Below are 13870 nucleotides of genomic sequence, written 5' to 3'. Positions count from 1 at the left end.
GCCGACCTGCCGGTGATCACCGCCACCGTGCTGGTCGCCTCCGCCTTCGTCATCGTCGCCAACCTCGTGGTCGACATCCTCTACGCCGTCATCGACCCGAGGGTGAGGCTCGCGTGAAGCCACGTCCGCAGGTCAGCGTCGTCGTGCTGCCGGGCACTTTGACCTACACGTACGCCGCGATCCAGGAGGTCTTCGGCGTCGACTACTCCCGCCGGTTCGGTTCGTGGTACGACCTGCGGCTGTGCGGGCTGGAGCCCGGGCCGGTCACCCTCGACAGCGGACTGACGGCCCACGCCACGCACGGCCTCGAGGGCCTGTACTCCGCCGACCTGGTCATCGTCCCTGGCTGGCGGGCCCGGCCGGAGGAGTGCCCGCCGACGCCGCTGCTGCGGGCGGTGCGGCATGCGTACGCCAACGGGTCACGCATCATGTCGGTCTGCTCGGGGGCGTTCGTCCTGGGCTTCGCCGGGCTGCTGAACGGCCGCCGGTCGACCACCCACTGGGCGCACGCCGACCAGCTCCAGCAGCTGTTCCCTCGCACGGCGGTCGACCCCCGTGCCCTGTTCGTCGACGACGGACGGGTCTTCACCTCGGCCGGCATGTCGGCGGCGGTCGACCTGGCGCTGCACGTCGTGCGCCAGGACTTCGGCGCGCAGGCGGCCAGCGACCTGTCGCGGTGGCTGGTGCTGTCCGGCCACCGGCCGGGCGGTCAGGCGCAGTTCGTCGACGCCCCGTTGATGACGCTGCCGGACGACCCGGTCAAGACGCTGCTCGAGTGGATGCGGGAGAACCTCGACAAGCAGCTGTCGGTGCCCGACCTCGCCGAGCGGCTGCACGTCAGCCCGCGCACGCTGACCCGGCGCTTCGGGGGAGCGACCGGCATGACACCGCACCAGTGGCTGATCCGGGAGCGGCTGCTGCAGGTGCAGTGCCTGCTCGAGACCACGGACGAGTCGGTGGACCGGATCGCCCGCCGCTGCGGGTTCCCGTCGGCCGCAACCATGCGCCACCTCTTCCGGCGCCAGCTCGGCACGACGCCGCAGGCCTACCGCACCTGCTTCCGGGCGCGGCAGTCCGGCGAGGCCGAGGCCTGCTGACCGCACGCCTGGTCCGGCATGATGCAGGCATGGCCGAGCCGAGTGCGGAGATGCTGCGGCACGGCTCGCTCCGGCAGGCCCGGCGGGCACCGCTGCGCCTCGCCGGTCGGGTGCTGCCGGTGGTCAGCCCGGCCCGGGTCTACGTGTGCGGCATCACGCCCTACGACGTGACGCACCTCGGCCACGCTGCGACCTTCGTGTGGGCCGACACGGCGGTGCGCACCCTGCGGGGCACCGGTGGTGACGTCCTGAGCTGCCGCAACGTCACCGACGTCGACGACGTGCTGTCGAAGGTCGCGACCGAGCGTGGCCGCTTCTACGACGAGCTCGCGGCGACCCAGGAGTTCCTGTTCGACCGGTCGATGCGCGCGCTGCGGGTCGCGCCGCCGACGCACGCGCCGCGCGCCGGCGCCCACATCGAGTCGGTGGTCGAGCTCGCCGAGGCACTGGTGGTGCTCGGCGCGGCGTACGAGCGCGACGGCAGCGTGTACCTACGGGGGAGCGAGGTGCCGGCGCGGGCCGGGCTGGACCGGGCGGCGGCGGTCGAGGCGCTGACGACGTACGGCGACCGTCCCGACGACCCGCACCGCGACGACCCGCTCGACGTCGCGGTCTGGCAGTCGTCGGGTGAGGGCGACCCGGCGTGGCCGAGCCCCTGGGGCCCCGGCCGCCCGGGCTGGCACGCCGAGTGCGCCGCGATGGCGGTCTCGCTGCTCGGTGGCCAGGTCGACGTGATCGCCGGCGGCGCCGACCTGGCCTTTCCGCACCACGCCTACCAGTCGGCGATGGTCGAGGCGCTCACCGGCGCCGCCCCGTTCGCCCGGGCGCGGATGCCGGTGGGCACGGTCTGCGTCGGCGGGCAGAAGATGGCGAAGTCGACCGGCAACCTCGTGCTGGTCAGCGACGTGCTCGAGAAGGTTCCCCCTGCCGTGCTCCGGCTGCTGCTGCTCGACCGCCCGTGGGGGCAGACGTGGGACTACGACGAGTCGTTGCTCGGCCCGGCCGCCCAGCGGCTGGAGCGGCTGTACGTCGCCGCCGGTCGCCCCGGTGAGGAGGCCGCGACCGCGGGGGTGCTCGCCCGGCTGCTCGACGACCTGGACGTGCCGGGCGCCCTGGACGAGGCCGAGGAGCACGGCGGCCCGGCGGCCCGGCTCGCGCTGCGTACGCTCGCACTCGACTGACCGGCGGCACCGAGGAGGACTGCGATGACCGAGGGGACCGCTGCCGGCGACGGGAGGCCGGTCGTCGTCGGTGTCGACAACGGCGGCACGAGCAACAACGCGACGGTGCTCGACCTGGCGGGCACCTTCCTCGTCGACCGCCTGGTCGAGCTGCCCAGCAGGGTCACCGAGGGGCCTGAGGTCGCGGTGCCGGCGATGGTCGACTCGGTCGACGGCGTGCTCGCGGTCACCGGATTCTCGCGGGCCGACGTCCGGGCCGTCGGGCTGGACACGCCCGGGCCGGCGAGCGCCCACGGCGTGATCTCGTCCCTAGGATCGACCAACTTCTCCGACCTGGCGTGGCGCGGCTTCGACGTGCGTGCAGCTCTCGAGGACGCGCTGGGCCTTCCGGTGGTCTACAACAACGACGGCAACGCCGCAGCGCTCTACGCCCACCACGTGCACTTCGGCGACCGGCCCGGCCTGTCGTCGGTGTCCGCGATCGTCGGCACCGGGCTGGGCGGTGGCGTCGTGGAGCACGGCGTCATCGTGCAGGGCGCGGCGGGCATGGCCGGCGAGCTCGGTCACATCCCGATCAGCCTGGACGGCCTGCTGGCGGAGGGGCAGCCGACCCCGCTGTGCAACTGCGGGACCTACGGCGACGTCGAGAGCGTCGCGTCGCTGACCGGGATCACCAAGAACCTGCTGCCCTACTGGCTCACCCGCTACCCGCGCCACGAGCTGCACGCTCTCGGCGACCCGGTCTCTGCCGCCCGCAAGGTGCGCGGACTGGCGGAGAGGGGTGACGAGATGGCGCTGCGGGTCTTCGAGCAGCAGGCGATGGCCATCGGGCGGCTGTTCACCATCGCGGCCAACTTCACCGACCCCCGGGCCTACTTCCTCGGCGGCGGTGTCGTCGAGTCCGCGCCGCACTTCCGCGAGTGGTTCCTCGCCAAGGTGCGCGACAACACGTCGCTGCGCGCCGAGCAGGCCCGGGTCGCCGAGTTCGCCACCGTCCCCGACCTCGACATGGCCGGAGCCAGAGGGTCGGCGTTCGCGGCGCTCGAGCAAACGCGGGAGGGCCGGCCGTGACGCTGCCGTCCGCCGACGAGCTGCGCGACCTCGCACAGCGCAGCCTCGACGCCTGCGGGGTCGACACCGACCTGCTGTCCGGTGGCTCGACGTCCCGGACGCCGGTGCTCGGCACCGACCTGCTGCCCGTGTCCTGGGCCACCGACGACGACGTCGACCGGGCGGTCGGGCGCGCCGCAGAAGCGTTCGTGACCTGGCGCACGACACCGGCACCGCTGCGCGGTGCCCTGGTGAAGCGGTTCGGCGCGCTCCTCGTGGAGCACCTCGACCCGCTGGCCGACCTGGTGACCCTCGAGGTCGGCAAGATCCGGTCCGAGGCGCGCGGCGAGGTCCAGGAGATGGTCGACATCTGCGACTTCGCGGTCGGCCTGTCGCGCCAGCTCTACGGCAGGACGATGCCGTCGGAGCGGCCGGGGCACCGGCTGGCCGAGACCTGGCACCCGCTCGGTCCGGTCGCGGTGATCAGCGCGTTCAACTTCCCGGTGGCGGTGTGGTCGTGGAACGCCGCGGTCGCCCTGGTGTGCGGCGACCCGGTCGTGTGGAAGCCGTCCGAGCTCACGCCGCTGACCGCGCTCGCCTGCAGCGCCCTGCTCGACCGGGCGGCCGCCGAGCTCGGCGCGCCGGAGGGGCTGAACCAGGTGGTGCTCGGAGCGGCCGAGGTGGGCGGGCGACTGGTCGACGACCCTCGGGTGCCGCTGGTCAGCGCGACCGGGTCTGTCGCGATGGGGCGGCAGGTCGCCGCCCGGGTGGCCGGCCGGCTCGGCCAGTCGCTGCTCGAGCTCGGCGGCAACAACGCCGCCGTGGTCACCCCGTCGGCCGACCTCGACCTCGCGACGCGGGGCATCGTCTTCGCCGCCGCCGGCACCGCGGGGCAGCGATGCACCAGCATGCGGCGGCTGATCGTGCACGAGAGCGTCGCCGACGAGCTTCTGGACCGCGTCACCTCGGCCTACCGGCGGCTGCCGGTGGGCAACCCGCTCGACGGCTCGACCCTCGTCGGCCCGCTCGTGCACGAGAGGGCCTACGAGGCGATGGAGGACGCGCTGGACGCCGTCGTCGCGGACGGCGGCGAGGTGCTCGTCGGCGGGCACCGCCGCCTGGCCGCCGAGGCGCCGGCTGCCTTCTACGTCGAGCCGGCGGTGACCCGGTTGCCGGTGCAGACCGACGTCGCACGGCGTGAGACGTTCGCGCCGGTGCTGCACGTGCTGACCTACGGCGACCTCGACGAGGCGGTGGCGCTGCACAACGGGGTGCCGCAGGGGCTCTCGTCCAGCATCTTCACGTCCGACCAGGCCGAGGCGGAGCGCTTCCTCGCTCCCGACGGCTCGGACTGCGGCATCGTCAACGTCAATCTCGGCACCTCGGGCGCGGAGATCGGGGGTGCCTTCGGCGGCCAGAAGGAGACCGGTGGCGGCCGGGAGTCCGGCTCGGACTCGTGGAAGGCATACATGCGCCGGGTGACCAACACGGTCAACCACAGCGGCGAGCTGCCCCTCGCCCAAGGCGTCGACTTCTCGGTCTGACGACCCGCTGCCCGGTTAGCGCTCGAGGAGCAGGGCGATGCCCTGGCCGACCCCGATGCACATCGTGGCGACGGCCCGCCGGGCGTCGCGGTCGGCCAGCTCGATCGCCGCGGTGAGGGCCAGCCGCGCGCCGCTCATGCCCAGCGGGTGGCCGAGCGCGATGGCCCCGCCGTTGGGGTTGACGTGCTCGGCGTCGTCGGGCAGGCCGAGCCCGCGCAGCACCGCGAGCACCTGGGCGGCGAACGCCTCGTTGAGCTCTACCAGGTCGATGTCGGCGGCTCGCAGGCCGGCCCGGTCCAGCAGCCTGGTCGTCGCGGGCAGCGGGCCGATGCCCATCACCCGCGGCGCCACGCCCGCCGCGGCCGCGCTGGTGATCCGGCACAGCGGCTCGAGGCCGTACCGCTCGACCGCCGTCTCCGACGCCACGAGCAGCGCCGCCGCGCCGTCGTTGACCCCGGACGAGTTGCCCGCCGTGACCGAGCCGCCGTCGCGGAAGGCCGGCTTCAAAGCGGCGAGCCCTTCGGCGGTGGTCGAGCGCGGGTGCTCGTCGGTGTCGACCACGACCGGGTCGCTGCGGCGCTGCGGCACCTCGACGGCCACGATCTCCTGCGCCAGCCGGCCGTCCTTGTGCGCACGCGCCGTGCGCTCCTGGGACCGCAGCGCGAAGGCGTCCTGGTCGGCGCGCGAGATGGCGTGCCCCTCGGCGACGTTCTCGGCCGTCTCACCCATCGCGTCGGTGCCGTAGAGACGCTCCATCGCCGGGTTGACGAATCGCCAGCCGAGGGTGGTGTCGTGCACGGCGACCGTCCGGTCGTACGCCGACTGCGCCTTCGCCATGACGAACGGCGCGCGGCTCATGCTCTCGACCCCGCCCGCGACGACCAGATCGGCGTCACCGGCGCGCACCGCGCGGGCGGCGATCGCGACCGCGTCGGCACCTGAGCCGCAGAGGCGGTTGACGGTCGAGCCGGGCACCGTCTCCGGCAGGCCCGCGAGCAGCAGCGCCATCCGGGCGACGTTGCGGTTGTCCTCGCCCGCCTGGTTGGCGCAGCCCAGCACCACGTCGTCGACCGCCGCCCAGTCGACCTGCGGGAGCCGGGCCGCAAGGGCGCGCAGGACGTGGGCGGCGAGGTCGTCGGGGCGAGAGCTCGCGAGCACTCCGCCGTAGCGGCCGATCGGCGTGCGGACGCCATGGACGAGGAACGCCTCGCTCATCGTGGTGCTCCGTCCGGGTCGACCAGGGTGCCCGCGACCGTGCGGCTGCGGCCGCGCAGCTCGGCGACCGCGCTGCCGTCGTCGCGGCGGACCGCCACGTCGTACAGGCCGCTGCGCAGCCCCCGGTGCCGCTCGGTGGCCTCGGCGATGAGCCGCTCGCCGACCCGAACCGGCCGGAGGAAGGCGATGTCGCAGCCGGCCGCCACGGTGCGCTGCCCGTAGCTGTTGCAGGCGACGGCGAACGTCGAGTCGGCGAGCAGGAAGACGTAGCCGCCGTGCGCGATGTCGTGGCCGTTGACCATGTCGGGCCGCACCGTCATGGTCATCGTGGCCCGGCCGGGCGCCACCGACACCAGCTCGACGCCGACGGCTGCCGAGGCGCGGTCCCCCGCCAGCATCGCCGCCGCGCTGGCGCGCGCGATCTCGTCCGGGCTGGCCACGCGCGCCAGGGTACGTCCCCCGCGGGTCAGACCAGGGAAGGGTTGTGGTCGGCGGGGACCCGATCGGCGGGGGAGACCGGGCCGGGAGGGGTGCCGCCGCCGAAGGGCCGGCCGCCCAGCGACTCGCGGTCGTGCGCGGAGGCCCAGCCGGTCAGGTCCGGCCCCTTGGGCACGACCTGCGTCGGGTTGATGTCCTCGTGGACCACGTAGTAGTGACGCTTGATGTGGTCGAAGTCGACCGTGTCGCCGAACCCCGGCGTCTGGAACAGGTCGCGCGCGTAGGCCCACAGCACCGGCATCTCGGTCAGCTTGTGCCGGTTGCACTTGAAGTGGCCGTGGTAGACGGCGTCGAAGCGGACCAGCGTCGTGAAGAGCCGCACATCTGCCTCGGTGATCGTGTCGCCGACGAGGTAGCGCTGCCGGGAGAGCCGGTCGCCGAGCCAGTCGATACGGTCGAAGAGAGTGTCGTACGCCCTCTCGTACTCGCGCTGCTCCCCGGCGAACCCCGCCTGGTAGACCGCGTTGTTGACCTCGCGGTAGACCATCTCCATCACGGTGTCCATCTCGTCGCGCAGGTGCTCCGGATAGAGCTCCGGTGCGCCGTCGCGGTGATAGGCCGTCCACTCGGTCGACAGGTCGAGCGTGATCTGGGCGAAGTCGTTGGTCACCACCTGCCCGCTCGGGACGTCGACGATCGCCGGGACGGTGATGCCGCGTTCGTATCCCGGCTGACGCTGCTCGAACGCCTCCTGCAACCGCTCGATGCCCAGGACCGGGTCGCGTCCCCCGGGGTCGAGGTCGAAGGTCCAGCTCCGCTCGTCGTGCGTCGGCCCGCAGATGCCCATCGACAGCGCGTCCTCGAGGCCGAGCAGCCGGCGGACGATCACCGCCCTGCTGGCCCAGGGGCAGGCCCGGCTGACGACCAGGCGATAACGATCGGGCCCGACCGGCCAGCCCTCCCGGCCGTCGGAGGTGATCCGGTCGGAGAGGTAGCGGGTGTCGCGCTGGTAGCTCTGCTCGACGTATCCGGTCTTCTGCTGGGTGTCCGTCACCCCGGAACTCTCGCCGCGCAGCCGCCGGACAAACCCACCCGCCTCGCCGCCGGGCCGGGAGGAGCGCGCCAGCATGTGACACCTTGCAGCCAACCGCGTGGACTTGCTGTCACACCGCGCCTAGAGTGGGGCGGGTGACCTATGAGCAGGCGCCGACCGGCCAGATGGACGCGTTCCAGGCGCTGGTCGACGCCGACGAGCGCATCGAGCCGCGCGACGCGATGCCCGAGGGCTACCGCAGGACGCTGATCCGCCAGATCGCCCAGCACGCCCACTCCGAGATCATCGGGATGCAGCCCGAGGGCAACTGGATCTCACGCGCGCCGAGCCTGCGCCGCAAGGCGATCCTGATGGCCAAGGTGCAGGACGAGGCCGGCCACGGGCTCTACCTCTACTCCGCCGCCGAGACCCTCGGCGTCGACCGCGCAGAGCTGCTCGACCTGCTGCACGCCGGCAAGCAGAAGTACTCCTCGATCTTCAACTACCCCACCCTCACCTGGGCCGACATGGGAGCCATCGGCTGGCTGGTCGACGGCGCCGCGATCGTCAACCAGGTGCCGATCTGCCGCTGCTCCTACGGCCCCTACGCCCGCGCGATGGTGCGCATCTGCAAGGAGGAGTCCTTCCACCAGCGGCAGGGCTTCGAGATCCTGCACACGCTCTCCCACGGCACGCAGGCGCAGAAGGCGATGGCCCAGGACGCCGTCGACCGCTGGTGGTGGCCGTCGTTGATGATGTTCGGGCCACCCGACGACCAGTCGCCCAACTCCGCGCAGTCCATGGCCTGGAAGATCAAGCGCTTCTCCAACGACGAGCTGCGGCAGAAGTTCGTCGACATGACGGTGCCGCAGTCCGAGGTCCTCGGCCTGACGCTGCCCGACCCCGACCTCCGGCTCGACGAGGCGACCGGCCACTACGTCTTCGGCGAGATCGACTGGTCGGAGTTCTTCGAGGTGCTCAAGGGCAACGGCCCGTGCAATGCGCAGCGCGCGGCACACCGGCGCCAGGCCCACGAGGACGGCGCGTGGGTGCGCGAGGCAGCCCAGGCGTACGCCGCCAAGCAGGCCGCCCGCGCCACCTCGGCGGGTGCCGCATGAGCGAGCTGACCCCGGCCGGTGGCCACGGCGCGGTGCCGGTCGACGGCGTCCCCGCCGGCCACCAGGCCGAGACCACGGCATCGCGCACCGACTGGCCGCTGTGGGAGGTCTTCGTCCGCGCCCGCCGGGGACTCTCGCACCAGCACGTCGGCTCGCTGCACGCCCCCGACGCCGCCATGGCGCTGCGCAACGCGCGCGACGTCTACACCCGCCGCTCCGAAGGCGTGTCGCTGTGGGTCGTTCCAGCCGCGGCGATCGTCGCCTCCAGCCCCGACGAGAAGGACGCGTTCTTCGACCCGGCCGCCGACAAGGCCTACCGGCACCCGACCTTCTACGACATCCCCGCCGAAGTGCAGCACCTCTAGTGGACACGACCACCACACCCGCCCTCGCGACGTACGCCCTCCGTCTCGGTGACGACGCGCTCGTTCTCGCCCAGCGACTGGGCGGGTGGATCGCCCGCGCACCGCAGCTCGAGGAGGACGTCGCGCTGGCGAACATCGCGCTCGACCTGCTCGGCCAGGCGCGCGCTCTGCTCAGCTACGCGGGCGAGGTCGAGGGCGCCGGCCGCACCGAGGACGACCTGGCCTACCTGCGCGACGAGCGCGACTTCCTCAACCTGCAGCTGGTCGAGCTGCCCAACGACGGGTTCGGCGTCACCATCGCCCGGCAGCTCGTGTTCTCGACCTGGCAGCTCGCGCTCCTTCAACGGCTCGTCGACTCGCGCGACGAAACGGTCGCCGGCGTCGCGGGCAAGGCCGTCAAGGAGGTCGCCTACCACCGCGACCACGCCACCCAGTGGGTGCTGCGGCTCGGTGACGGCACCGAGGAGTCGCACCGCCGGATGCAGGCCGGGCTCGCCATCGTCTGGCCGTACGTCGCGGAGCTCTTCGTGACCGACGAGCTAGAGCAGGGGCTGGTCCGCGACGGTGTCGCCGTCGACGTCAGCACGCTGCGGCCGGAGTGGGAGTCCTACGTCGGGCGGGTGCTCGACCAGTCGACCCTCGTCGTGCCTGACGACGTACCCACGATCCCCGGCGGCGGTCGGCGCGGCGTGCACACCGAGGCCATGGGCTACCTGCTTGCCGAGATGCAGCACCTGCACCGCTCGCACCCCGGAGCCTCCTGGTGATGGTCCCGACGACGAGCGCGAGCCCGGCGACGGTCGAGCGCGCGCGGTCGGCAGCGGCGGCGGTGCTCGACCCGGAGGTCCCGGTCCTCACGATCGCCGATCTCGGCGTGCTGCGCGGGGTCGAGGTCGACGACGACGGTGACGTCACGGTGACCGTCACACCGACGTACTCCGGGTGCCCGGCGATGGAGGTCATCGAGCACGACGTGGCCGAGGCCGTGCGCGCGGCGGGCTTCGAGCGGGTGACGGTCCGACGGGTGCTCTCACCCGCCTGGACCACTGACTGGATGTCGGCCGAGGGCCGGCGCAAGCTCGAGGACTACGGCATCGCGCCGCCCGGAGCTACGGCTCAGCACGCGCCGCACCACGCCGGCGGCCCGGTCGCCCTGACCCTGTCGGTGCGCTGCCCGCAGTGCGGCAGCCTGGACACCCGGGAGACGAGCCGCTTCGGCTCGACGGCGTGCAAGTCGCTGTGGCAGTGCCAGGCCTGCCGCGAGCCCTTCGACCACTTCAAGGCGATCTGAGTGACGACCGAGACCACCACCGGTCCCGTCGTGCCCGTGGTGCCGGTGGGCGGCCGACGGCACGGCACCTTCCACCCGCTGCGGGTGTCGCACGTCGAGCGGCTCACCGAGGACGCCGTCGCGATCACGTTCGAGGTGCCCGACGACCTGCGTGACGACTACGCGTTCACCCAGGGCCAGCACCTGACTGTCCGCACCGAGATCGACGGTGCGGAGGTCCGGCGCAACTACTCGATCTGCGCGCCGGCCACCGGGGAGCGGCTGCGGATCGGCGTCAAGCGGCTGACCGGCGGCGCCTTCTCGGGCCACGCCACGAGCGGTCTCAAGGTCGGCGACGTCGTCGACGTGATGACGCCGACCGGACGCTTCTTCACCGCGCTGGACCCGGCCGCCGCCAAGCACTACTGCGCGGTCGCGGCGGGCAGCGGCATCACGCCCGTGCTGTCCATCGTGTCGACCGTGCTCGAGGTGGAGCCGCGCAGCACCGTGACGCTCCTCTACGGCAACCGGACCACCGGATCGGTGATGTTCCTCGACGAGCTCGCCGACCTCAAGGACCGCTACCCGGAGCGCTTCCGGCTGGTGCACGTGCTCTCCCGCGAGCCGCACGAGGTCGACCTGTTCTCCGGGCGGCTCGACGCGACGAAGCTCCGGGCGCTGACCGACGCGCTGGTGCCGGTGGACTCGGTCGACGAGTGGTTCCTGTGCGGCCCGTTCGCGATGGTCGAGGAAGCCCGGGCGCTGTTGAGCGATCGCGGTGTGCCAGCGTCCCACGTGCACACCGAGCTCTTCCACGTCGAGGGCACGGCGCCCCGCGAGTCGGCCGCAGTCGACGACGCCCGCGCCGAGGGCTCGAGCGCCGTCACGGTGACGCTGGACGGTCGCGCTTCGACGCTGCAGGTGCCTCGCTCCGGGCAGAAGGTCCTCGACGCGGTGCTCGCGGTGCGCGCCGACGCTCCGTACGCATGCAAGGGCGGCGTGTGCGGCACCTGTCGGGCCAAGCTGGTCTCGGGCGAGGTCGACATGGAGCGCAACTACGCCCTGGAGCCCGACGAGGTCGACGCCGGGTTCGTGCTCGCCTGTCAGTCCCGGCCGGTGTCCGACGAGGTCGTGCTCGACTTCGACGCCTGAGCATCGGCGGGCGACCGACCGTCGGCACCGGTCGTCGCGGTCGCCCGAGTCGGGTCCTCGGGAGCAGTCCGGGGGCTGGATGTCATGTCTCTCCGGGGGCTGGACGTGATCTCTGTCCGGGGGCTGGACGTAATCGTGGTTCGGCGCGTCGGCATGCCGGGCCTTCCGGGCCGCACCCTCGGACGGATGCATCCTTCGGCGACCGGCCGCCCCGCGCGCCGGGCGCGCCCGTCGCCCCGGTGCTGCCACACTGTGCCCCGTGCGCGTGACAGCCCGGGTCGACTACGCCGTGCGCGCGCTGGTCCAGCTCGCCGCGGACGCCTCGGTGACCCCGGTCAAGGCCGAGCACCTGGCGACGGCCCAGCAGATCCCGCTGAAGTTCCTGCTCGAGATCCTGCGCCAGCTCAAGCAGCACAAGCTGCTGGTCAGCCGGCGCGGCCCCGAGGGCGGCTACACGCTGGCCCGGCCGCCCGCGCAGATCGCGATCGCCGACGTCATCCGCGCGGTCGAGGGCCCGTTGGCGACGGTCCGGGACGTGAGCCCGGCCACCCTGGACTACGACGGCCCGACCGAGAGCCTGCGAACGGTCTGGATCGCGGTCCGGGGCAGCCTGCGCCACGTGCTCGAGGACGTCACGCTGCAGGACGTCATGTCGGGCCGGCTGCCGCGCCACGTCGTCGCGATCGCCGACAAGTACGGCGTCGACGAGCGTCCCTGACGCCTCAGACCGCCGCGGCACGGACCGGGGCCGCGCGACGCACGTGCACCGTGCGCCCCTCCTCGATCCCGAGCTGGTCCAACGTCCCCCGCGTCACCTGCGCCCAGACCTCCTCCTCGCCGACGGTGAGGTCCACCCGCACCTCGAAGCCGAGGCGGGTGACCCGGTCGACCACGGCCGGCGTGGTGTCCGGCCGGGTCTCGGTGAAGAGCTCGATGTCGTGCGGCCGGACCAGCTGGCCGTCGAGCTTGGTGACCGGCCCGAGGAAGCTCATGACGAAGTCGTTGGCGGGCGCGTCGTAGAGGTCGTCCGGTGAGCCGACCTGCTCCACCTTGCCCTGGGCCATCACCACGATGGAGTCGGCGACCTCCATCGCCTCCTCCTGGTCGTGGGTCACGAAGACCGTCGTGACGTGCACCTGGTCATGCAGCCGGCGCAGCCAGGCCCGCAGCTCCTTGCGGACCTGGGCGTCCAGCGCGCCGAACGGCTCGTCGAGGAGCAGCACCTGCGGCTCGACCGCGAGCGCCCGGGCGAGCGCCATGCGCTGCCGCTGGCCGCCCGAGAGCTGTGCCGGGTAGCGATGGCCGAACCGCTCGAGGTGCACGAGCTCGAGCAGCTCGCGCACCTTCTCCTTGATCTCGGCCTTGGGCCGCTTGCGGATCTCCAGGCCGAAGGCGACGTTGCGCTGCACCGTCAGGTGCTTGAACGCGGCGTAGTGCTGGAACACGAAGCCGACGCCCCGGTCCTGCGCGGGGAGGCGGGTCGCGTCGCGCCCTTCGATCTCGACGCCGCCCGTGTCGGGCGACTCCAGGCCGGCGATCACCCGGAGCAGGGTCGACTTGCCGCCGCCGCTCGGCCCGAGCAGGGCAGTCAGCGACCCGGTCGGGATCTCGACCGACACGTCGGTCAGGGCGGCGAAGTCGCCGAAGCTCTTGCCGACGTCACGGACGATGATGCTCATCTCTTGATCTCCTTGGGGGCGAGCAGTCGGCTGACGCCGAGTGCCAGCACGGCGGTGACGACCAGCAGCAGGGCGCAGGCGTAGGCCGTCTCCTGGTCGAAGTTGAGGTAGCGCTCCTGCACGAGCAGCGTGACCGTCTGGGTCCGTCCGACGAGTCGCCCGGACACCACGGCCACAGCGCCGTACTCGCCGAGCGACCGGGCGGCTGCGAGCACCACGCCGTAGGCGAGGGCACCGCGGATGGAGGGCAGCGTGATGCGCCGGAAGGTCTGCACCGGGCCGGCGCCCAGGGTCCGCGCGGCCTGCTCCTGGTCGTCGCCGATCTCCTCCAGCACGGGGGCGACGGCCCGCACGACCAGGGGGATCGAGACGAAGATCGTGGCCATCACCATCCCGGGGATCGAGAAGATGATGCCGATGCCGATGCCGGCCAGCGCCTGCCCGATGCCGGTGGTGCGGCCGTAGACCAGGATGAGCGACAGGCCGACGATGACCGGCGAGACCGCGAGTGGCAGGTCGATGAGTGCGTTGAGGACCCGCTTGCCGCGGAAGTCGTACCGCACCAGCAGCAGCGCGGCCACGACGCCGAAGACGGTGTTGGCCAGCACGGCCCAGAACGCGATGACCGCGGTGAGCTGGAAGGCGTGGATGGTGGCCTGGGTGGTCAGGCCGTCGATGACCGGGGCGAGGCCGTTCTCGAACGTCCGCCAGAAGATCAAGCCGACCGG

At 72.7% G+C, this 13870-nt stretch carries 16 protein-coding genes; 11 read left to right on the top strand and 5 right to left on the bottom strand.

Annotated elements, in window-relative coordinates; genetic code table 11:
* From VK640_11575 to VK640_11555, 5 genes are all read left to right on the top strand, one after another.
* Window positions 1–117: ABC transporter permease (locus VK640_11575; protein HTE73822.1), on the top strand; the 117-nt coding region annotated here is incomplete at its 5' end.
* On the top strand, window positions 114–1097 hold the full coding sequence (locus VK640_11570) for a helix-turn-helix domain-containing protein (protein HTE73821.1): 984 nt from the start codon (window positions 114–116) through the stop codon (window positions 1095–1097). The genes VK640_11575 and VK640_11570, both read left to right, overlap by 4 nt.
* Window positions 1098–1147: 50 nt before the next feature.
* The gene (locus tag VK640_11565) at window positions 1148–2278 is read left to right on the top strand and encodes a cysteine--tRNA ligase (protein ID HTE73820.1); all 1131 of its coding nucleotides are present in this window, start codon (window positions 1148–1150) and stop codon (window positions 2276–2278) included.
* A 24-nt stretch (window positions 2279–2302) separates the two neighbouring features.
* Entirely contained in the window at window positions 2303–3349 is a 1047-nt protein-coding gene (locus VK640_11560) for an ROK family protein (protein HTE73819.1), read from the top strand.
* Window positions 3346–4872, top strand: a complete 1527-nt coding sequence (locus tag VK640_11555) for an aldehyde dehydrogenase family protein (GenBank protein ID HTE73818.1) — start codon at window positions 3346–3348, stop codon at window positions 4870–4872. The genes VK640_11560 and VK640_11555 overlap by 4 nt, the downstream gene beginning before the upstream one ends.
* Window positions 4873–4887: 15 nt before the next feature.
* On the opposite strand, the gene pcaF is transcribed toward VK640_11555, so the two are convergent.
* The 3 genes from pcaF to VK640_11540 are packed head-to-tail and all read right to left on the bottom strand — an operon-like array spanning window position 4888 to window position 7654.
* Window positions 4888–6087: a 3-oxoadipyl-CoA thiolase gene (gene pcaF, locus VK640_11550; protein HTE73817.1), complete on the bottom strand. Its 1200-nt coding sequence runs from the start codon at window positions 6085–6087 to the stop codon at window positions 4888–4890.
* The gene (gene paaI, locus VK640_11545; GenBank protein HTE73816.1) at window positions 6084–6527 is read right to left on the bottom strand and encodes a hydroxyphenylacetyl-CoA thioesterase PaaI; all 444 of its coding nucleotides are present in this window, start codon (window positions 6525–6527) and stop codon (window positions 6084–6086) included. Before paaI ends, pcaF begins: the two co-directional genes overlap by 4 nt.
* A gap of 26 nt (window positions 6528–6553) precedes the next feature.
* Window positions 6554–7654, bottom strand: coding sequence for a glutathione S-transferase C-terminal domain-containing protein (locus VK640_11540; protein ID HTE73815.1), 1101 nt, complete (start codon window positions 7652–7654; stop codon window positions 6554–6556).
* A gap of 89 nt (window positions 7655–7743) precedes the next feature.
* On the opposite strand from VK640_11540, the gene paaA reads away from it, so the two are divergent.
* The 6 genes from paaA to VK640_11510 all read left to right on the top strand — a co-directional run bounded on the left by paaA (window position 7744) and on the right by VK640_11510 (window position 12181).
* Window positions 7744–8676, top strand: a complete 933-nt coding sequence (paaA, locus tag VK640_11535; protein HTE73814.1) for a 1,2-phenylacetyl-CoA epoxidase subunit PaaA — start codon at window positions 7744–7746, stop codon at window positions 8674–8676.
* The gene (gene paaB, locus VK640_11530; GenBank protein ID HTE73813.1) at window positions 8673–9041 is read left to right on the top strand and encodes a 1,2-phenylacetyl-CoA epoxidase subunit PaaB; all 369 of its coding nucleotides are present in this window, start codon (window positions 8673–8675) and stop codon (window positions 9039–9041) included. The genes paaA and paaB overlap by 4 nt, the downstream gene beginning before the upstream one ends.
* Complete coding sequence (gene paaC, locus VK640_11525) at window positions 9041–9808, top strand: 1,2-phenylacetyl-CoA epoxidase subunit PaaC (protein HTE73812.1); 768 nt, start codon at window positions 9041–9043, stop codon at window positions 9806–9808. Before paaB ends, paaC begins: the two co-directional genes overlap by 1 nt.
* Window positions 9808–10332, top strand: a complete 525-nt coding sequence (paaD, locus tag VK640_11520) for a 1,2-phenylacetyl-CoA epoxidase subunit PaaD (protein HTE73811.1) — start codon at window positions 9808–9810, stop codon at window positions 10330–10332. The genes paaC and paaD overlap by 1 nt, the downstream gene beginning before the upstream one ends.
* Window positions 10333–10362: 30 nt before the next feature.
* On the top strand, window positions 10363–11463 hold the full coding sequence (gene paaE / locus VK640_11515; GenBank protein HTE73810.1) for a 1,2-phenylacetyl-CoA epoxidase subunit PaaE: 1101 nt from the start codon (window positions 10363–10365) through the stop codon (window positions 11461–11463).
* Between the two features lie 259 nt (window positions 11464–11722).
* Window positions 11723–12181, top strand: a complete 459-nt coding sequence (locus VK640_11510; protein HTE73809.1) for an Rrf2 family transcriptional regulator — start codon at window positions 11723–11725, stop codon at window positions 12179–12181.
* A 4-nt stretch (window positions 12182–12185) separates the two neighbouring features.
* Here VK640_11510 and cysA read toward each other — a convergent pair whose 3' ends face one another.
* Window positions 12186–13142, bottom strand: a complete 957-nt coding sequence (cysA, locus tag VK640_11505) for a sulfate ABC transporter ATP-binding protein (GenBank protein ID HTE73808.1) — start codon at window positions 13140–13142, stop codon at window positions 12186–12188.
* A partial coding sequence (locus VK640_11500; GenBank protein ID HTE73807.1) for a sulfate ABC transporter permease subunit occupies window positions 13139–13870 on the bottom strand: 732 nt, incomplete at its 5' end. The genes cysA and VK640_11500, both read right to left, overlap by 4 nt.

The sequence above is a fragment of the Actinomycetes bacterium genome (genome assembly GCA_035489715.1).
GTDB lineage: Bacteria > Actinomycetota > Actinomycetes > JACCUZ01 > JACCUZ01 > DATHAP01.
The sequence above is the reverse complement of the archived record's forward strand: the minus strand, read 5'-3'. Positions and strand labels throughout refer to the sequence as shown.